General features: G+C 45.8%; 19 protein-coding genes. 4 read left to right on the plus strand and 15 right to left on the minus strand.

Going from position 1 to position 20,549, the window contains the following annotated elements; all coding sequences use genetic code 11:
* Positions 1 to 207: 207 nt before the first annotated feature.
* The 5 genes from AC3WTJ_RS06155 to kdgD form a co-directional block, all read right to left on the minus strand.
* On the minus strand, positions 208 to 1,296 hold the full coding sequence (locus AC3WTJ_RS06155) for a toxic anion resistance protein (RefSeq protein WP_407872560.1): 1,089 nt from the start codon (positions 1,294 to 1,296) through the stop codon (positions 208 to 210).
* Between the two features lie 14 nt (positions 1,297 to 1,310).
* Positions 1,311 to 1,985 carry a hypothetical protein gene (locus AC3WTJ_RS06160; RefSeq protein ID WP_492521086.1) on the minus strand — a complete coding sequence of 225 codons (675 nt, stop codon included), beginning with the start codon at positions 1,983 to 1,985 and terminating at the stop codon, positions 1,311 to 1,313.
* Positions 1,986 to 2,181: 196 nt separating this feature from the next.
* Positions 2,182 to 3,639 carry an alpha-ketoglutaric semialdehyde dehydrogenase GucD gene (gucD, locus tag AC3WTJ_RS06165; protein ID WP_492521087.1) on the minus strand — a complete coding sequence of 486 codons (1,458 nt, stop codon included), beginning with the start codon at positions 3,637 to 3,639 and terminating at the stop codon, positions 2,182 to 2,184.
* A gap of 3 nt (positions 3,640 to 3,642) precedes the next feature.
* Positions 3,643 to 4,644: a mannonate dehydratase gene (locus AC3WTJ_RS06170; RefSeq protein WP_492521088.1), complete on the minus strand. Its 1,002-nt coding sequence runs from the start codon at positions 4,642 to 4,644 to the stop codon at positions 3,643 to 3,645.
* 13 nt (positions 4,645 to 4,657) lie between these two features.
* Positions 4,658 to 5,584 (minus strand): 5-dehydro-4-deoxyglucarate dehydratase, encoded by a 927-nt coding sequence (gene kdgD / locus AC3WTJ_RS06175; protein WP_492521089.1) that lies wholly within the window; start codon positions 5,582 to 5,584, stop codon positions 4,658 to 4,660.
* Between the two features lie 139 nt (positions 5,585 to 5,723).
* On the opposite strand from kdgD, the gene AC3WTJ_RS06180 reads away from it, so the two are divergent.
* The gene (locus tag AC3WTJ_RS06180) at positions 5,724 to 6,731 is read left to right on the plus strand and encodes an AraC family transcriptional regulator (protein WP_492521090.1); all 1,008 of its coding nucleotides are present in this window, start codon (positions 5,724 to 5,726) and stop codon (positions 6,729 to 6,731) included.
* Between the two features lie 5 nt (positions 6,732 to 6,736).
* Positions 6,737 to 7,579, plus strand: a complete 843-nt coding sequence (locus AC3WTJ_RS06185) for an EcsC family protein (protein ID WP_492521650.1) — start codon at positions 6,737 to 6,739, stop codon at positions 7,577 to 7,579.
* Between the two features lie 310 nt (positions 7,580 to 7,889).
* Here AC3WTJ_RS06185 and AC3WTJ_RS06190 read toward each other — a convergent pair whose 3' ends face one another.
* The 7 genes from AC3WTJ_RS06190 to AC3WTJ_RS06220 form a co-directional block, all read right to left on the minus strand.
* Positions 7,890 to 8,696, minus strand: a complete 807-nt coding sequence (locus AC3WTJ_RS06190; protein WP_492521091.1) for a serine/threonine protein kinase — start codon at positions 8,694 to 8,696, stop codon at positions 7,890 to 7,892.
* A gap of 19 nt (positions 8,697 to 8,715) precedes the next feature.
* On the minus strand, positions 8,716 to 9,282 hold the full coding sequence (locus AC3WTJ_RS06195) for a DUF2812 domain-containing protein (RefSeq protein WP_492521092.1): 567 nt from the start codon (positions 9,280 to 9,282) through the stop codon (positions 8,716 to 8,718).
* A gap of 15 nt (positions 9,283 to 9,297) precedes the next feature.
* Entirely contained in the window at positions 9,298 to 9,636 is a 339-nt protein-coding gene (locus AC3WTJ_RS06200; protein WP_492521093.1) for a PadR family transcriptional regulator, read from the minus strand.
* A gap of 170 nt (positions 9,637 to 9,806) precedes the next feature.
* Entirely contained in the window at positions 9,807 to 10,916 is a 1,110-nt protein-coding gene (locus tag AC3WTJ_RS06205; RefSeq protein ID WP_492521094.1) for a GerAB/ArcD/ProY family transporter, read from the minus strand.
* Positions 10,909 to 12,081 (minus strand): Ger(x)C family spore germination protein, encoded by a 1,173-nt coding sequence (locus tag AC3WTJ_RS06210; protein ID WP_492521095.1) that lies wholly within the window; start codon positions 12,079 to 12,081, stop codon positions 10,909 to 10,911. Before AC3WTJ_RS06210 ends, AC3WTJ_RS06205 begins: the two co-directional genes overlap by 8 nt.
* A 29-nt stretch (positions 12,082 to 12,110) precedes the next feature.
* On the minus strand, positions 12,111 to 13,625 hold the full coding sequence (locus AC3WTJ_RS06215) for a spore germination protein (RefSeq protein ID WP_492521096.1): 1,515 nt from the start codon (positions 13,623 to 13,625) through the stop codon (positions 12,111 to 12,113).
* A gap of 144 nt (positions 13,626 to 13,769) precedes the next feature.
* A complete protein-coding gene (locus AC3WTJ_RS06220; protein ID WP_492521097.1) occupies positions 13,770 to 14,576 on the minus strand; it encodes a class I SAM-dependent methyltransferase in 807 nt (268 codons plus the stop codon).
* Between the two features lie 80 nt (positions 14,577 to 14,656).
* Here AC3WTJ_RS06220 and AC3WTJ_RS06225 point away from each other — a divergent pair, with 80 nt between their 5' ends.
* Positions 14,657 to 15,127: a GNAT family N-acetyltransferase gene (locus AC3WTJ_RS06225; RefSeq protein WP_492521651.1), complete on the plus strand. Its 471-nt coding sequence runs from the start codon at positions 14,657 to 14,659 to the stop codon at positions 15,125 to 15,127.
* Between the two features lie 123 nt (positions 15,128 to 15,250).
* Here AC3WTJ_RS06225 and AC3WTJ_RS06230 read toward each other — a convergent pair whose 3' ends face one another.
* Complete coding sequence (locus AC3WTJ_RS06230) at positions 15,251 to 15,871, minus strand: DUF2238 domain-containing protein (RefSeq protein WP_492521098.1); 621 nt, start codon at positions 15,869 to 15,871, stop codon at positions 15,251 to 15,253.
* 196 nt (positions 15,872 to 16,067) lie between these two features.
* On the opposite strand from AC3WTJ_RS06230, the gene AC3WTJ_RS06235 reads away from it, so the two are divergent.
* On the plus strand, positions 16,068 to 16,940 hold the full coding sequence (locus tag AC3WTJ_RS06235) for a pentapeptide repeat-containing protein (RefSeq protein WP_492521099.1): 873 nt from the start codon (positions 16,068 to 16,070) through the stop codon (positions 16,938 to 16,940).
* 64 nt (positions 16,941 to 17,004) lie between these two features.
* Here the strand turns inward: AC3WTJ_RS06235 and AC3WTJ_RS06240 are convergent, their stop codons facing one another.
* Both AC3WTJ_RS06240 and AC3WTJ_RS06245 read right to left on the minus strand, forming a co-directional pair.
* Positions 17,005 to 18,585: an extracellular solute-binding protein gene (locus AC3WTJ_RS06240; protein WP_492521100.1), complete on the minus strand. Its 1,581-nt coding sequence runs from the start codon at positions 18,583 to 18,585 to the stop codon at positions 17,005 to 17,007.
* Positions 18,586 to 18,867: 282 nt separating this feature from the next.
* Complete coding sequence (locus AC3WTJ_RS06245) at positions 18,868 to 20,493, minus strand: glycosyl hydrolase family 18 protein (protein WP_492521101.1); 1,626 nt, start codon at positions 20,491 to 20,493, stop codon at positions 18,868 to 18,870.
* Between the last annotated feature and the right edge of the window lie 56 nt (positions 20,494 to 20,549).

The following is a 20,549-nucleotide window of genomic DNA, read 5'->3' on the forward strand; positions in this document are numbered from 1 at the left end:
GATTGTTGCATTTAAACCGCTTTCAATTCACCTTTTGCAACAAATGGTTGTATGATGTGCAACGAAAGACCGCAATCGCGGTCTGATCACACCATTACGTTGTATGTAATGCAACGTAGCCCTTCAACTTTGCTGTACAGCCATCTTTACAAAATTATCTTTTAATAAAACGAGGCTGCCCCATATGAAAGGCAGCCTCGTTCTCTTTTATTCTAAAAGTCCGCTAAGCTCAGCGTCTTTTTCTGCAATTGTTTTATTGCCAGGCATTAAGCCGAGTCGCTGGGTCATCTGCTGGCTAATGTTCCCGAGCCGTTTCGTGTGCTCCGTAGCCGATTGAATGATTGTCCGATTGGACTGTTCGAATAGATCCAGTGCACTAAAGAGATCATTCATTCCACGCTCAATGGAATCCATCTGTAAGCCCGAGTTCCCAAGCAGCTCGTTCGTTTTCTGCGTCGTTTCTTTCAATAACCGTGAGTTGTCCTCAAACATTTTATTAAGTGTAGCATTCGCAGAATTGACTGCATCAATGGTTTGCACTTGATCCTCGATCGCCATTGAAATCATCGCGGATACAGTAAGCAGATTCTGCGTTTTGTCGATTGTCGCATCAACGGCATCGATGAGTTTATCATTATTGTCATTGATGATATCCGTACCCGCAATCGCTTGCTGATAGAGAATGACCATTTCCTGAAATGACTGTATGCGCGTCACTACTTTACGAAGGCCTCTTTCGAGATGAACCTTACGGCCTTCATTTTCCGGCTTGCTAATCTCCGTTTCAAACAACTGCTTTAAGTTCTCGCCCATGGCAATCCGCATTTGAAGGTTATAAACTGATTCTAAAGAGTTTTTCTTCAATGTTTTCATGTAAGCCATATTTTCTTCCAGCGTTTCCTTGCCATTGCGAAGCGATTGGACGATTGCATTCACGTTCGTTTTTACGGACTGATATTTATAAATATAGTTTTTCAGCGGTGTCTTTTTCATGATTTTTTCGAAAAAACCTAACTGCTTGCTTTTGCTCAAAGAATCGATTTCATGACGAAGTTTCAAAATGTTGTTTTGAACTTCCGATCGTTTGCCAGACATCAATTCATTCACGGGGCGCTCTAACATGGCTAAGGATTGACCCGCTTGCTCCATGGTTTTGGAACCCATACGACCGATGGAGTCCATCAAGACTTCTAATTCCATGTCATCCGTGGTCGATACTTTTTGGAGCATTTGTTTCGCTTCCTGCTCTACTCTCTGCAAATCTGCCGATTTTAATTGTACTAATTGGGTTGTCATCGTTAGTTCCTCCTTTAGTCTTCAGAACGATAGCGTTGTTGGATGAGTTCCATTCGCGTTTGCAATTCCATGAGATCTTTTTGTTCAATTGTCTCGACATAGGCGGAGAGTTTGGAGTTAATATCCTTAATCCCCGTAAGCAGAAGTCGACGATTCAGCCGTTTCGCTTCTCCGCCCAACTTCAGAAAGGGGTTAATCGCGCCATTCAGATCCTTGAAGATCAACCGTTGTATGTTATGATTCATGTTTGCATCATTTAGTTCTTTCAGCTGCGGAATTAACCTGCCGACTCTTGATAGTAAACTAAGCGTCTTCTCTACGATTTCATTATCCAGCGTGTTCTTCTGGCCTTCGGATATCATCGTCTCTTCGATGACATGAATGTACTCGGCTATCGGACCCCAAAATGGATCGTTTTCACTTTCACTTTTACCCTGCGGCTCCATTACTCTGCCCGGATTCGTGCTGCTTGTGCTCCCTGTATTCGGTAAAGAATCGCTGGCAGTATTTGAACTTTGCAGCCTTTTCATTTCCATTGAATGATTGCGACTAATCAGCATAAGACTGCCTAATGAGAAAGTAGTTGGCACTAATAAGTTAACTGCGCCAGGCAGAAAGCGGGCAGTTATGAGACTTACAACATACCCCAAAACGGATATGCCTATAGCAACTTTAAACTTCGATTGCACCGTACATCCCCCTTTATTCACCCAGTTGTTAATTCATCTATAGATCTATTATACATTCAAACACCAAATTCACACAAAGATTGCTGCCATTTCTTGTCGATTTCTCTCCTTTTTCGATATAAAACACTAATTTAGCAGAAAAAAATAGTTGAGCAGGATGCTGATCCCCGCCCAACTATTCACTTTAAACTACTTATCAAGCTTTAACAAAGACCGTTTTAATATCCGTATAAAAATCTATCGCAGCTTGCCCCTGCTCCCTAGAGCCGGAACTGGACTGCTTAACGCCGCCGAACGGTGCTTGCAATTCCACACCAGCGCTCTCCGCATTGATTCGAACCATACCGGCATCCATATCCTGCATGAATGTCAACATAGTCGAAATATCCCGCGTAAAAATGGAAGCGCTGAGTCCAAATTTCACGTCATTCGCGATTTCGATCGCCTCTTCCAGCGAATCCACCTTCATAAGAGCAAGCACAGGGCCGAAAATCTCTTCCTGCGCGATGGTCATTGAGCTGGAGATGTTTTCAAAAACGGTAGGTTCAACAAAGTAACCGTCATTCAAATCCTGTCCTTGCCCTTTTCCGCCTCCACATAGTAAAGTGCCGCCTTCTTCTACACCTTTTGTGATATAGGAAAGGACGGTGCGGTACTGGTTTTCACTTGCAAGAGGGCCCATCCACGTTGCAGCTTCAAGGCCGGATCCTAAACGGATGTTCTGAACTTTGTCCAGCAGCTTCGCCTTAAAAGCTTCGTAAATGTCGGTATGGACAATTACTCGGCTCGTCGCTGTGCATTTCTGCCCCGTGGATTTTAAGCCTCCGCTAATGGTAGCATCAACGGCCAGGTCTAGATCCGCATCCCGTGCCACGATAACGGGGTTCTTACCGCCCATCTCGAGCTGGTACTTGGCTCCTCTTGCCAGAGCGCTTTGCCCGACTTTTTTCCCCACTGCGTTCGAGCCTGTAAATGTGATGCCCTGGATGTCCGGATGGTCGGCCATTGCTTGTCCGATGAGGCCACCGTCGCCTGTGACCATATTGATGACACCGGCAGGAAGTCCCGCTGCATGGAAACATTCCATGATCAAAACCGCGGTTACGGCTGTCTCTTGCGCTGGCTTGAACACAACGGTATTCCCGTAGATCAGTGCAGGAGCCATCTTCCAGATCGGAATCGCAACCGGAAAATTCCAAGGCGTGATGACGCCGACGACACCAAGCGGCGCACGGGACGTGAACATCAACGCTGCGCTATCCGTCGAAGGGATTACTTCACCGATACTCCGCATGCCTTCGCCGGCGTAATACCGCAAAATTGCAACCCCGCGCGCGGTTTCCCCTTTCGCCTCCGGGAGCGTTTTCCCCATTTCACGGGTCATCGTTTCCGCAATTTCATCCAAGCGCTGCTCTACTTGATTGGCAGCTTTGAACAAGAACTCGCCGCGTGCCGGACCCGATAATTTGCGCCATCCTTGCTTGGCGTCTTTTGCCACGCCAACAGCTTCCTCCAGATCATCCAGCGTTGATTGCTGGATATAGCCCACTGTTTCATGGCGGTTAGCCGGATTCATGCTAGCTTCAACCATATTGCTGGATGCAGTTTTCCACTCCCCGCCGATATAATTGAGAAATGTTTGAGGTTCAAACATCGTTTAATCCCTCCCGCCTCTAAATTCGGTTAATGCCGCGAGCAGCGCTTTCACATAGCCGATGGAATACGCCCAACCGACCCAACCCATGCCGGATTTCGAAGGATTATGCGGTGCACGGTCCATTTCAAGGGAAGTAATGTGATCCGGGTTAATACAGCCGTTATAGCCAACCTGATGCAAGGCTAATAAGATTTTCGCCATATTCATATGACCATCGTCCAAAAGCGCCTCTTCAAATGCCCCGGCCGTCGCCAGGCTGCCCCGAATATTACGGAAGTGAACGAGAAAAATCCGATCTTTACGCCCGTATTGATAAATTTCATCAAGAACCAGCGGTGTGCCGCCTGCTTCTCCGCGAGTACCGACGCAATAAACCAAGCCAACATTTCTGCTCGGATAAGAATCAATAACGCGATGAAAACCAAGCCCGCCGAATGGCGTATTATGATGCGGTGTATCGGAGGGATGAACAGCCAGATTGACATTGTACTCTTCTGCCAACGGAACCAGCTTGTCAAAGACGAGATCGAAACGCTTCCACCAAGCGTTCAATTGTTCCACGGTAGGAGGCTGCTTGTCTGGATTCCGGTGAATAGATTCCCCGCGTACCAGCGCCCCTCCTCGGTGCACAGCTGTGTATTCCTCTGACAAATAAGGAAAGACATCGCCCGCAAACCGCTGACGAACAAGCGTGATCCCCGCTTCGCCAAAAGCTTTGATGGCATTGCTGACATGATCCAATTGGATCTCAGATCCAGGTTCCTCCAACATGAAACTGCTTGAAATATCTGGCAGCGTCACACGGTTAATGTCCATCCCATGTGATCGGATTCTTCGTCTTAACTTGATCAGTTGATCGAGATCCGGATAACCAAGTTCCTTCACGCCGAGAAAGGAAGATCCTCGCGTAAAATCAATACAATCAACGCCTAGTTGGCACATTTGTTTTAAATCGCTATCAGACAGATCGCAAGTTGGAACTTGAATCGATACCTTCATCATTGTTCATTACCTCCTATAGGTTATTGGCAGCTGCGATCAAGTCCACGCTCTTTTTGATAATCGATTCCAACTGTATATAATGCTCACGCTCAACTTGCACTAGAGGTGACCGAACTTGCAAACCAACGGGTAGACCGACGATATCCATCCCTGCTTTGATTAGGGAAACCGCATAACCTTTGCGTTGCTGCCGGATGCGGTGAATCGGCAAAATCACTTCGCGATAGATCACTTGCAGCAACTCCTGATCGCCTCCGATCAGGCTCTCATGAAATTTCCTTGAAACTTGAGGGATATAATTGGATATAGCCGATGAATAGGAATGAAAGCCAAGTGCATGATAGGCAGGCATCGTCAGTTCCGCCAGCGGCATTCCGTTCATCCATTGCAGCTTATTTCCAAGTGATTGCACAAATTCAATATTAAGCTCGAAGTTGCCTAACCCGTCCTTGAACCCAATGACGTTTGGCAGATTAGCCAATCTTTCAAGCGTCTTTAATGTAAACACCGCATTATCGCGCTGATAAATAATAACTGGCAATGCCGTGCTCTCAGCGATCGTCCGGTAATAGTTGTACAGCCCTTCCTGTTCAGGGATGATCAGGTAAGGCGGCAGCAGCAATAATCCGTCTGCTCCAATTCTTTCCGCCAATTGGACGCGTTCGACCGCTTCCTTCAGGTTGCCCCCTGCGCCTGCAAAGACAGGCACTTTGCCAGCGGATACTGCGACTCCGATTGTAACAAGCTGCTCATATTCTTTGATATCCAACGATTGAAACTCTCCGGAACCCGCACAAACAAATACGGAATCTAACCCACCCGCCAACAAAAATTGCACATTCGCTTCAAACGCTTTTTCATTCACATTCTCGTTATGATCAAACGGTGTTACCGGAAAACCCATAATCCCAGCCAGTGATAGATGTTTTTCGCTTCCCATATCGAACAACCCCTTCGTGTGATCTTCCATTTCATTATAGGAAAGGAACACGAAGTCAGTCTTTGTAAAAACTCGCCGCTTTTTTAAAAAATTCCGTGATATAATAGATGTCAGCTTACTAGAGGGGAGATACGCTTTCATGCTGAGCCATACTGTTTATTCTCGAAGTAACTTATACCTCAACCAACATGTGGATCAGCTGCATGGTGCCTCCGCATCCATTTTTGTTCACTACTGGGGTGCAAAACCTCAGCATATGGGGAATAGCCCCCATGCGCATTCCTTTTTTGAGATTTGTTATGTCGTCCAAGGGGAAGGCGTTTACTTTTCAGATGGTGTAACCTATCCGCTGCGCGCTGGAACGCTTTATTGTTCCAAGCCTGAAAGCAGACACTATATACAAAGCGATGAGGGCATGCTGCTGCTGTTTTTTGCCATTGAGCCCATAGCGTCCGAATCCAGCGAAGCTTTTATTCACGATTTTCACCAATTAAGCGCTTATCCGCATTTATTCATCCCAAATGCCGAGCAAACTTCGCCTGCACTCATTTGGCAAGCACTGCTCCTGCATGCGGCTGAGTCCGAAATTCGCTATAAAGAATCCATTGAACATCTAGCCTATACGTTGGTCATGAGTTGTATCAGCTTATTTCTGCAGCACTGCGTTTCTGGCGATACGGCTTTATCCACAACGCGAACAGAACTTCAGGGCACTCTCAAGCGGGCAAAAGAATATATCCAAACTCACCTCACGAATAAAATAGCGCTTTCAGAGGTAGCCCAAAGCCTGCATCTGTCCGAGCGGCAGCTTTCCCGCCTCATGGCGGAAGAATTAGGGCAATCCTTCCCTTCGGTCGTCAAAACCGAAAGGGTCAAAAGGGCTGCCTATCTGCTAGGTTACACAGACATTCCGCTTAAACAAATTGCCGAAGATACCGGCTTTGAAAGCATCCACTATTTCACGCAAGTGTTCACCAAGGAAATGGGTACTCCGCCAAGCTCCTTTCGCAAAAATAGTCTTAACGCCGAAACGGTCGATACCTGGATTCACAAATATTTAGAACAAGTAGCAACCCGTTATCAAAAAAATCTGCCTTTGCATCCAAATACAGCTCTCAAACGTATACAAGATGCAAAGGAGTTGTAATCATGATGGAATCAAGGGAACAATTGCTGAAAGAGTTGAACATCGTTAAAGCTTGGGAGTCTGAACAGAAGGATTTATGGTTTTGGGAGAAAATCGGGCGTCTGCCTTTTCAATTGTTGGACCGGTTGACACCTAAAATATTGAACAAGAAGATTAGCGAGGCTTTAAATGAACTAGGGAATTATTTGCAAGCGGGTGGCCGGTATCTCATCTCTGAAGCCGGGACATTGCGCCATATCGAAGAAGTGCGTCACCGAAGTGAAGGTCATCATCGGGTCCATACACAGATAACTGCTATAGAAGACGTGGAGACACTTCCCCTTCCCATCTTGGATCAAGCAGCAGATGAGATCATTCACAATCGGACGAAGTTAGCAACGCTCCAAGGAGCAACGACAGGAATTGGCGGCATTCTGACACTCGCCATCGATGTTCCGGCCGTTCTCGGCCTGTCTTTGAAAACCATTCAAGAGCTGGCCATCTGTTACGGCTATGATCCCAAAATCAAGCAGGAACGCATCTTCACGATTAAATGCATGCAATTCTCTTCTGCGGATATCGTCGGCAAGAAAGCGATTCTTGATGAACTCAGCGACTATGCGGCAAATGATCAAGCAGACGCGCAGATGATTTCACAGCTGCAAGGGTGGCGGGAAGTTTTTGCAACCTATCGCGACAATTGGGGTTGGAAGAAACTATTCCAGTTGATTCCTGTTGCCGGCATCCTCTTCGGTGCATGGATCAACCGCGGCACGCTTAAAGATGTAGGCGAATCCGCAAAAATGCTGTACCGTAAGCGTAGAATTCTTGAGCGGTTAAGCGAATTAGACAAACAAAACATTGAGTAGCTCCCGAGCCGATTGAAACTAATGGAGTCTCCATTCGTATTAAAAATTAAAACGATTGGAGGCTTCCTGACAAATGATAAAATATTTGCTAAAAAAGCTATTAGGCTCCATCTTCCACTCCAAACACCGAGGTTATCGTCACAATAGCAGTCATCGAGTCCACTATGGTCGTCGTCATTCTTCATCTGATCGGTATTACGGTAACGGACACAGTCAGCAAGGTCATGGGTATTACCGAAACAGACAACATAGTTCAAGTTAACCATAAGCCGCGAAAGTGGCTTTTTTGTTTGCTTTACGGATGAACGAATTATGGCTGCTGCAGGATTGTATTCAGTTCATCAATGAGTGCTTGCGTACTCGTATAAGAAGGCTCTATCTGAAGCAGCTTGCGAATCATACGTTTCGTCGCCGGTGTGAGATCAAGCTCCTCCTCCCACCCGTTGGCGCTTTCCTTATGCACTTCCGATGTCTCAAAGTTTGAATACAACATGAAAAGCAAAAAGTGTCCGATTGCATACAGATCGGACGTCACTTCATTAGCCCGCCGCCTCTTCAGCGTTTCCTCCTCTGTATACTCTGCTGGCTCCCCGATTCGCGAAGCTAAACCAAAATCAATTAAATAGATGCGATCCCCCTGCAGAATAACATTAGGAATCCGGATATCGCGATGGACAAAACCTTGCATGTGCAGGTAGGACACCACTGGCATTAGCTTATGAATTAGGCTTAACGCTTCTTTTTCTGAAAATTTCGCGCCTCTTTCAAAAATTAAATCCTCAACCGTTTGCCCTTTCACATAATCCATGAGCATGAACATCTGTTTATTTTCCTCGAAGAATGCCAGACATCTTGGTATGGACGGATGTTGCAGCTGCTGCATGATTTCAATCTCCTTTTGCAACAGGTCCCGCCCCAACTTCCCTTTACTTGGCTTCGCTTGCTTAATGACGAGTTCTCCACCAGTCCTGATGTCTTGGCACAAGTAGGTTACCCCATAACTTCCCATGCCGAGAAATCGCAGGATCTGATACTGAGCTTGAAGCAATTTCCCTTCTTGCAACGGATAATCGATCCAAGCGGCATACACTTTTTTCACATAGGCAAGCAATGCCATAATTGCTCCTTATTGTCCATTAGTTTTCATCAAGTTTCTTGATTTTTTGTTGAAATCGCAAACAGCCGTAGGCTAGCAAACATACACATAAGAATTCAAGGGGAACCAAAAAGTTAAGTGTGTTTCCGATGAGTTGTGTGCGTGACCCGGAGAACATTTTAGGCACATTGATGAATAACAGCGCCAAGTTGGCTAGCGCTACAACGCTTAATGTGAGTTGCACTCTTTTGAATAACAGCTTTAGCGACAAGCGGTCGGTGTAAATCTCATACGATTCGCCTTCACGAAACGGCTTTCTGAAATAATGCCAGCCGAAAAGAGAATCTACGTGCTCCCAACCTGAATCTTCAAAAAGAGCCTTATATTCATCGAGATTATCTTTGCCGCTGATTTTTTGGTAATCCATGCGATAAACATAGCGAACCGCGCTATTTTTCTCAAAACGATTGCGGAATACCCCCGGTTTGACCAGGTGTAGGCCTTGTGCAGATAAAGAAGTGAACCACGACTCATCCTTCTCATAATTCCATACAAATGAAAATCTAGTCCGGTTTTCGAATTGGTTACTTAACGTATTGGTCATCATTAGCCGCCCTCTCTCCTACTCTACATTTGCGATGGCTGATCTAGCATTCGACAGCAGTTCTTCCATACGTTCCATCTCAGCTTGTAATACATTCCTGCCCAGCTCGGTTATTGCGTACAGCTTGCGACGTGAATCAGCACCAACATCTGCCTCAGGCGCATGCTCAATTAACCCTTTTTTCTGCAGCGTATTTAATGCTGTATATAAGGTGCCTGCACCTATGCGTACCCTACCGGCGCTCATCTTTTCCACATCCTGCATCATCGCGTAACCATGTGCCGCACGGGGATATAAAGTCACTAAAATATAGTAAAATGCTTCCGTCAATGGCAGCAGATCTTTGGAAAGCTCCATGTGGTTTCTCACCTCCATTCAAACTAAACTTATATCGCCTTCTATTATATCGAAACACAATGTATCGTATATCGATATAATAAACCATGATATATCGAGTGTCAATATAGTTAGGGATAAAAAAACCGTCAGAGACTCACGATCCTTCTGACGGTCCAAATGATGTTCAGTTAAGCGTTCGGCTGCATGCGGAGCTTCTTCCGTTTTACAAGTGCCAGTAAAAGCAGCAGAAGCGGACCTGCCACCATGAAAATCGGGAAAATAAATGGAGCTGCCACTTTTAAGGGGAAAATGACGGAAATCTCCTCATAGTTAACGGGTATAAATGTGGCTAACATGACGATCGCCGATATCACCCATGTCATTTTTCTCCAGTCTCTCAAACCAAAAAGCTGTGAGGTGCCGTAGCTTGAAACAAATAAATAGAGCGATAATTTAGTAAACACACTCATGATCCAAATCGTTATAACGATGGCATCCAGGTTTTCGATGATACCGCCGATGGAAATCGATCGAACGATCATGAGCATGGGATACGTGTAATTCGCGGAAACGTTGTGTCCAAACATTAAGATGCTAAAAATAACGGATATCAATGTTACAACGCCGGAAAGCATGACGCCTCCTACCGCATGGCGGACAATCTGCTTCTTCTGCACAACAAAGGCAATCAACATGAGCAGCATGATGCAATCGCCCAAGAAAGCAGCCGCTGGTAGCGAACCTTTCATTAATGCCAGCAAACCGTTATCGATGTAAATCGGCAGCAGTCGATCCCAGTCCAGTTGATTAATGGCCAAAAACATAGGTCCTATAACGCCAATTAATATGATAGGGCCTGTTAGTTCACAAATTCGGGCAATCACGCCAACACCATGCACTGTCGGATAAATCACAACGAGAAACATGGGAATTTGGATTAAAAAAACCGGCGTTCTGGGCATGATGGTCCCTGTAATAAACAAACTGAATTGTTTTAATATGACGGTAAGAATGACGATCCATACCAGCAAATACATCACCGAAATCACACCGCCAAACCATTTTCCAAGCAAAACCCGGTTAAATTCAATCAGTGTTTTATCAGGAAAAAGGGAAGCCAGCTTCCCGCAAATATAGGCGATTCCTACCGCCACTGCCGTAGAAACAATCAAGGACATCCAGGCATCCTGATTAGCCACTTGAATAGCTGGTGCGGTTGTCAACAGAATGGTCATGATGACTTGCGTGCTTACCATCATCCAGAATATTTGGCGGGTCGTTAAAACCATGTCACTCATCGTTAACCTCACCCCTTCTTTGATACACAGGAATATTGGCTACTCCTGGCCCTTGTATAGAGCTATCAACTTCCACTTCCATTTCCATGGTTTGGAAGATGGAAATCCACTCGCCCTTCTTGTCTCTCCATATACGTGGATATTTTTTGTGAAAGGCTCTCCCAAATCCTACAACATCCGCTTTTTGCTCCGTTTGCAAACGATGCAGGGTATGTTCCATAATTTCCTTCATTGCTTGATTAAAAGGTTCCTCAATACGTCTCATGGCATCGGTGCCTTTTGTTATATTAATTGAGCTTGAATTTTGAATGACATTTCCATCCAACGATAATTTCACTCTCATTTTCCAAACGTCATTTTCAATCGTAGGGTAGAGTTTAATTTGGGTATGCATGATCTTGATGACAATGTTACCGCCGTCCAATTTCTGAGTCATGGTTATATTTCGTCCAAGGTCTTTGGGTCTCAATAAACGAACTCCCATGATGTCTTCAGGACTTAGAAAACCTTTCAGCTTCTGCTTTTGGATGACGGACATGCCTTCGACTGTTAGAATCTGCTTTTTAGCCTTATTTGTGATTAGGGTGGCAGGCGCAACTACCGGTAAAAGAAAGGACTGCGATTCAGCGCTTAACAGTTCCTCTACTTCGTGCATGGTAGAAGAATGGTTGACTGGCTTCTGAGAAAGTTTAATTAAGGTTTCATAGGTATTGGGATCCACTTGCGACTCCAACAGCTGCCTGGCGCTTCCTTTGCAGATAAAGAAGTTGGATTGCTCCCGCGTCTGGATATCTCTGAATAAGAAATCAAATTCGTCACTCAAGCCTTGTCTTGCCAATTCTTCCCCAAAAAAGAAGGCTTTCGCATGCCCCCAAGAAAAAAAACGAGGCAGTTTCTTTTGCAGCTCACTTAAAGCATCCGCCATGGATTTGCCCACCGATGACATGGTGTATACATTTCCCTGCCCCCCGCCATTGCCCTCACTACCTCCTGAGGCTGGATTCGGAATAAAGACTTGAACGGTCATTTCGATTTCATCTTCATCTTTCGAGTCTACTCCTGCGGAGATAATCAAGGCCATGTCGTTGACCTCCACACGATCCCAGCAGCCTGTAGTCATAAGCAGCACTAGTATAAGTACTGGGAAGCCAATCCGATGCCTCAATTCTCTTCCCCTCCATCAATCCTGCATCATTACTTCCTATCCGGCTTATCGCCTTGCCTTTTAATATTGCCTTCACTATAGAACAACGGTCGCGTCTTCAATTTATTGATAGGGGCCCTAAATAGCACATCTTTAATACCGCTTAGGGAAATTGGAGCCAGAGGAGCCATGTAGGGAACTCCAAATGAACGAAGAATACAAAGATGGCTTATGACTAACAACAGCCCGAGAATTAGGCCAAATAACCCCATAATTCCTGATAAAATCATAATGGGGAATCGCAGAATTCGGAGTGCAATGCTTGCCGAGTACTGAGGCATCATAAAGGAGGATATCCCGGTAATGGCAACGACCATGACCATTGGCGCCGAGACAAGGCCGGCTTGTATAGCCGCCTGGCCAATGACAAGCGCGCCAACGATACTGACGGCTGAACCGACTTGTCTTGGAAGTCGAATACCCGCTTCACGCAGCGCTTCAAACGTGATTTCCATGATGAGCGCTTCCACCAAGGCCGGGAACGGAATCTCTTCCCGCGATTTGGCCACGCGCAGAAGCAGTGTCGTCGGAACCATCTCCTGGTGGAAGGTTAGAACCGCCACATAAACAGCAGGAGCGAGCATCGCGATGAGGAAAAATGTGTAGCGGAGCCAGCGAATCAACGTCCCGATTAAATATCGCTGATAATAATCCTCAGGTGATTGCATCATGGACCAGAATGTTGCTGGGACGATCAGCACGATAGGCGTATTTTCGGTCAAAATAAGAATACGTCCTTCCAACAAGCTGGCTGCGGCCACATCGGGGCGTTCTGTTGCTTGGATTTGTGGAAAAGGCGAATATGTATTCCCCTCGATCAGTTCCTCGATGTATCCGCTCTCAAGCACACCGTCAATGTCGATCTGCTCTATTCGCTCTGTAACTTTGCTGATAATATCAGGCTTCGCGATCCCATGAATATAAGCCATGGTGACTTCCGTTTTAGAATAAGTCCCCACAGTGAACGTGATGAATTTTAACGCAGGCGTCTTTAATCTTTTCCGAATTAATGAGGTATTGACCGTTGTCGATTCGATAAAACCTTCTCTTGAGCCACGGACAACAGATTCGGCTAGCGGTTCCTCAACTGCACGTGTATCGTACTTCATGAGTCCAATGGTTAGAGCGCCCTGTACGGTATCAATGAAGACAACGGATCTGCCCCCCAGGACATCGTGGAGGACTTCACCAATGGTTTGGAGCTCATAGACATCAGACACATTGACATATGCTCTATAAGTTACGATCGAACTTGCAGAGTCCGCCTTCGAGTTCTTTAGCGGGGTAAGCACGTTTCCATCCAGGAGCTCCACATCCACAGCGCCGCGGAGATACAGCATACACGCGTTCAACCCGTTGTGAGTGTGAAACTGAGTGAACATTACATCCGCACAGTCTGTTAAGTAGGATCGCAATATTTGCAAGTTCCCTGAAAGCTCGGCCGAGACAGCGGTTTGATAGGCTTCTTTCTCGACACTTAGCTCCCTCGGAATCTTCTTCTTCATGCCAATCTCTCCTTAATCACACACTTTTTACTTATTGTTATGCGCTTAATTTTGATGGAATATTCAGGTTGATGTGGAAGGAAAATCGAATTCTCCAAATGGGCAAAATAAAAAAACCTCCCTATTCAATAGGAAGGTCTCGCTTTAAACTCTTTTCATTTGCATCGCTTTCTCCAAAATGACCGTGTCATACAGCAGTGATACCGTACTTACACGACCTTGTGTCCACCCCGGCAAATGATTCCCCTCGGGCCACGAATAATTAAACAGCGATTTTAACCCATTGCCGTATCGCATCAAAATTTTCACGCGACTGCTTGCTATTTGTCTCAAATCCTCAAGAACCTCCTGCTTATCGGCCACATGTGAGGCCACAATAATATGCGTAACCTCTTGGGCAAAGGCTAACTCTTTCAATGGTTGGTGGGTGAAAGTTACACAGTTTACACAGTCGCTCATTGCCGCTGCTTGCTTAGCAAGCTCTACCGCTTCCTCGTCTAAATCTTGTCCTACCATTTCTGCTCCGGACATTTGGGCAATGGTTAGCACAGAAACGGGGAAAGCTCCTGAGCCGATAAACAACACTTTGCAATGTTGATCAATCTGTAAACATGCCAATTCGGAACGAACGGAAGCTGATAATAGATCCATATACTTGCTTTGCCGGATTTCATCCTTTTCCCCATGTCCTGCTTGATATTTCTCCAAAACACGCAAAGCACGAATGGACGTTTCCCTCACATTTCGCGATAGTTCCTGCACTTCAGTATTCGACTGCCATAAAGGCCAGTTTTGAACATTCTCCTCTTTATATATAAAATCACACAAATCATCTAATTTATTTTTCAACATCGCGTAACACTTCGGAAAAGCGCTGGTATACGCTGTTATTTGCCTAATTTCAAACTCCAGCAATTTCAAACTTAAAATAAACTCGTATTCCTCTAGCATGGATCCCCCTCCTTTTTACCTACTGATAATACATATCTGACTCTTCTAGTGAAAAGTACAGAAACCGTAGGAGGGAGTGCATTTTATTTTCAAAAGAAAAAGGGGACTTTGTCAGGCTACATCTTTCACTGGAGGATAAACACCGTTTTCCTGTTGTTATCGTTTCGAATGAAACGCCCGTTGGATTTTTTATTCTGTATGACGGAGAAGAACGATTTGACTTTACGGATCATTCAAATTCCCTTGTGTTTCGTGCTTTTTCAATTAATCATGCAGATCAAGGGAATGGTCATGCCAAAGCAGCGCTCCTGCAGTTGAAAGAATTTACCCAGCATCATTTCCCGGAAGCAGAAGAAATTGTACTAGCTGTAAATTTGAACAATCTTCCCGCACGACAAGCTTACTTAAAAGCAGGCTTTAAAGATGATGGCCGCACGAAAATGGCCGAAACGGTCTTCAGCATATCTTGGTTCTACCGATTGAAAAAAAGAGGAGCTGCCCTTAAGCAAGCAGACTCCTCTTTCTATGTTGTCTTCTTCTACTTCTCGTAATGAAGTAAAACGTTTTCTGAGCTAAAGCTCCTCGTTTCCTTCAATTTCAAGGTTTTGTCTTCCACTCGCATCATGAAGTATTACTTTTCTCATGCGTGCCTCCCTATTCCTGGCCTGTCACCTTTATCGCTGTATAGTAACTTCGTCAATTAAGGGCATTTTCCTCCGTTTTGCCTGAATGACTAAATAAAGGCTGGTCAGCACCGCGCCAATCGCTCCGCAAATAATATCTGTCATCGTATCCACCAAGCTGCCGTTTTGTGAATTTAATCCAAACCAATGATCCGTCGTGAACTCATAAATTTCCCAAACCCCTGCCATCGCTACGGAAAAAAAGAGGCTTAGCCATATCGCGACTTTTGCGCTTGGCGTGACGGATTTGTTCTCTAAATCGCTTGCTTTCCCATAAATAAGTAAACCCACGAAACAAAGGATGACACCTGAAAAGAGATGCTCAACTTTATCCAAGTAAGGAATGACACTATAAAATCCGAATTCATTTGCCAAAAACATCGTTATGAAAATGAACAGCAGCACACAGAACCTAAGCGCCGGAAACATCGTGCTCTTGGTCAGCTTGACAACCCCTCTGATCAACAGCAGTACCGCTGCGATCAAGACGGCCTGCCACATTTTCGGCGGAATCCCTTTTATCAGAAAATATACAAAACACACGGCCGCAAGCACATACAGCGCCAGTTCAAAAAGATCGTTTCCTCTGTCTTTTCGCATAAGCTTATGCATCGCCATCTCCCATTTCACTATGGTAATAATTACTATCTATCCTTTTAAGAAGTATATTATTCCCAGATTGCAGGTAGTGATACGGAATCGGAGTAAGTTTAGTTATAACCATCTTATACCGTTGACGAACTAAAACCTTAAATTTATATTTGAAATATCTGATTGTCATAGAAAGCTTGCAAAAGGAGGACAACCTTTGCCGGAACTTCACGAATCTACAGCTGTTTCCAACGATGATTATCTCCGTCTTAGGGCAGATTGCGATAACTGCTTTGGACTATGCTGTGTAGCGCTGCCCTTCTCTGCCTCCGTCGACTTCGCGGTTGACAAACAGGCCGGCATGCGCTGCCATAACCTGGGAGATAACTTTCGCTGTAGCGTACACCAGGATCTAAGGGAAATCGGTTATCGCGGATGCACCGTATATGATTGCTTTGGCGCTGGCCAACAAGTCGCTCAAGTGACTTACAGTGGTAAAGACTGGGTGAAAGCCCCGGAAACGGCGAAACAAATGTTTGAGGTGTTTCCTATCATGCGGCAGCTGCATGAGCTGCTCTGGTATTTGACCGAAGCGCTTGTGCTTGAGCAGACGCAATCGATCCATGAAGCGCTTCGCTCAGTACGGGATGAGACGGACCGACTCACCTCCCTTAGTGCTGAAGCGCTCTTGAAGCTTGACATTGCGGCACATCGTGCCAATGTGAATGTCTTGCTCCTGCAGACGAGCGAGCTCGTAAGAGCAAGCGTTCAGCGTCAGCAGAAAGGTTCCCGTGGGCGTCAAAAGAGCTATGGACGTGGTGCGGATCTCATTGGCGCCAATCTCCGAGGCGCTGATCTTAGAGGCGCGCACTTACGTGGCGCTTATCTGATCGCTGCCGACCTGAGAGAGGCAGATTTGCGATCAGCGGATCTCATTGGGGCTGATTTCCGGGACGCCGACTTAAGTGGCTCTGACTTGACGGGAAGCCTCTTCCTCACGCAGTTCCAGATTAATGCTGCCAAGGGTGATACGTATACCAAGCTTCCGAAATCGCTCAGCCGCCCGCCACACTGGACCGCCTCCGCCTAGACGAAACAAAAGGCTGGATTAGAATGTCTTCGCAGACTTCTAGCCCAGCCTTTATTCAGTTAACCTACTTCCACTTCTGAGCTTCCGGACCTCTGAGTTTAATGCCGCTTCTCTTCTGATAGAGCTCATTTGCAGCCTTCAATGCATCGTTCCCGCCTTTGGACTTCCACTCTTCGATAACCTTCGGCCAATCGCTGATAGGCTCCTTGCCATACACCATTTTAACCATATGTGTGAGCAGTACAGCAGGCGCCGTATCGGATAAAGGCGCTATGTCCGGATTTTTCTGCATAGCTTCCAAAATCGGATCAAATTCCAAGCCGCCACGTCCTTCATTCGGCAAGACGGTCTCGAACGTTTTGAGCAGATCCTTCCCATCCTGCGAAGTGCTCAAAATTTGTTTGCGGAACGCATCGTCCTTGACCATATGAAGGAAACCGCTCAGATAACGCTGTTCGGATACCTCTGCATCCGTCTTCGGTTCTGTCGGCAGTGTCAAATCGAACCACTTATCAGCCTCTTCCGATGTTTGCCATTCAAAGAACTTAAGAATGCCCGGAATTTTATCCTTTGCTGTCTTCGCATTGATTAAATAGGAACGTGCACCGGATGAGTATAAATATCCGCCGCCTTTACCATCCGGGCCAACCGGAGAAGGAATAATTTTAATTTTCGCATCAGGCACGGCTTGCTTTAATTGCGTTTGCCACTGCAGCAGCTCCTGCGCGTTCATTTCCCACATACCGGCTTTCCCTGATAAAATGATGTTTTTGAAATTAGTCGGATTGATCGTTGCAAATTCTTTATGAATCAACCCTTCGTCAAACATCGTTTTGTACGTTTGCAATGCCTTTTGCATATTTTCTGAATCAAAAAATTTCGGCTGTACTTTCCCGTCAACGACTTCGAATTGGCTGAGGTACGGGTAAACATCGTAAGCGCCAAAGAAAATATCGGCATATTTAAAATCTTGGCGTCCCATGAACGGATGCTCCACACCTATTTTCTTAAAAGCGCGCAGCATGTCCAGGTACTCTTCAACCGTTTTCGGATCCTTCGTAATCCCGGCTTTCTGCATCAAATCTTCGCGCACCCAAGTCGCTCTGCGGGAAGGCTGGGAAATATATTCCGGAATCGCATATATTTTTCCGTTCAGCGTAACTTCGTCCCATGCCGCTTGCGGAATCGTCTTCAACAAGTTCGGCGCGTACTGTTTGATAAGGTCATTCAATTCAAGGAATACGCCGGCTTGAACAGAACCTGCAAGCTCTTTGCCACTCGTACTGGCTCCCGCCTGAACGACGTCTGGAATGTCTCCTGTTGCAAACATCTGAACCATCTTCTTCTCAAAATCTGCATGCGGCACTAAACGGATATCCAGGTCTGTATTCGTTTTCTTCTCCAGCTCTTTCACCCATTTGTCCTCATTCAAATTCGCTGCTTTTTCTACATAATCAAAATTCAATGTACGCAAGGAAATGCTGAATTTCGTAGGTCCTTGCGGCACCACAGGTGCTGCGCTCGCCGTTGCAGGTGAACCTGCAGATGCCGCAGGAGTCGGCTTATCTACATTCGAGCTGCAGCCAACTAGTCCAGTCGTTAGTGCAAAAGCCATCGTACATGCCATCCATTTTGACCTTCTCATCGTACCCCTCATTCCTTTACATGTTATGATAAAACGAAAGCGCCAAGCGCTTTCTGTTCAACCCAGAATCGTAGATCATCCGGATCATAAATGTTGGCATGCATCCTGTTGTAACCGCTTCCATCGGTTTCTGCTTTCATCGTATACGAATCTGCTCAAACCTCATATAGGGTTCCTTTAGGGGAAGTCGGGTTTTTTTTAGGTTTTCCTTGGCTCCCGTGCGAAAATTAAAAAGACTGTCTTAGAAGATCATTCCTGACCTTTCCAGACAGTCTTTATTTTTTATTTTGAATCAAATAACGCCCAATCCGACTCGGTATAATTGCCCATGTACCATAATGAAATACCTTTTAACCCATAATACTTCGCAAGCCATACCTTTTTATCCACACTGGCCGTATCTTCATAGTAAATATCGTGGCTGCCGCGATCATCTTGGAAAGAGATCTCCCTCAGAAAATAAGGCAGGCTCATCGATTGATTAACTCCTGGTGATGCAAGCCTTTTCTCCACAGCTTCAATCTCCGGATTGTACAGTTCAGCAACTCCGTTTGCTGTGATCCATTGATTAGCTTGCTTAGATATCCCCAGAACCAGCTTTTCTTTTGGAACAAACGCTAATGTGCGTTTCACCGCATCGTTCACCAGTGGCAGTGGAGCAGAAGGAAGTTTACTGTCGTTATGCGTAAAATCATAGGCCATGAGAACGACAGTATCTGCCAAAGCATTAATTTCTTTTAGATCGTAACCTTTATAGTAATAATCAGGTTGAACCGTCACCGTTAGTGGGTAGGTGGGGATTGCCGCTTTCAACGATTTCAGAAATTGGCTATAGTCAGGTGCGCTAGTTGCATCCATTAGCCCCTCAAAATCCATGGTTACTCCGGTAAATCCATATCTGGCATCCGTAAGAGCCCCTTTTAAAGATTGGATAAACGCTTTTTGCGCGGGATCGTCCCTCAAGAAATCCTTCAGATTCTTCTCTCCGTAATAAACCATCAAATTTTTCTGAATGTTGGCTGCATTTGCTGTCTGAACAACCTCCTCCCAGCCGGAAGGAATGCGATATTCGGTCGTTGTTGTCTCCAACTGGGCGTTGCCTGGTGTTTCGTATTTCAAATGCGACCATCCGAACGTAACTTGATCGAGCAGCGGCATGTGGTTGATGGCAGGGTATGAATTAATCGCATAAAAACCTACCGTATCTAATTCGCGAGTGTCTACTTCTGTCTGAATCACACGATAAATGATGGCAGCCGCCTCTTTGCGTGTCAGGGATTGCTTGGGGCGAAAACCAAGGTGATCGCCTTCCATGATTCCTTGATTGACCGCATAGTAGGCATATGGCAGCAGATTTTGATTCAAGGCATCGCTATCGGCAAAGTTTCTCTTGTTCTTCTCGTTTTGCCAGCCTTGAAGTATCCAACTGTTGCGGGCTTCGGCAGTCTGAGCATCGAGCAACGCTTTCCCGACAATGCTAGCCACCTCTTCTCGGGTTATCGATTGATCCGGGTGAAACTTACCCTGCGAATCCAGCATAAAATCAAGCCATTTCCGCTCATATGCCGCAGATACGAATGGGTATGACCATCGGCCTTGTTCAACATCTACTGGAGCACCCGCCACACCGGAGCCAGAAGCAGCCTCCTCCCGGTTGGCGTTCATCAGTAATTTAATGAACGCCTCCCGCGTGAGCGTTCCTTCCGGTTTGTACGTCAAATCCGAATAGCCGTCAATAATACCGATCGCCGATAACGAATAAACCTCATTTTGAAACCAATCCTCATTGGTAACATCCGTGAACGGTTTTAAGGAAACGTCGTACGCATAGGCGGCGGTTCCTGCCGAAGTCAGTACGAACAGCGCAGCAGTTTGAACAACTGCTTTTCTTAACATAGACAATAGCATTCTCTCCCCTCTGTCCTAATTTGACGTCAAGAGAGAGAATTAGTTGCACAAATTGT

The organism is Paenibacillus sp. FW101-FHT12H11, from assembly GCF_058790355.1.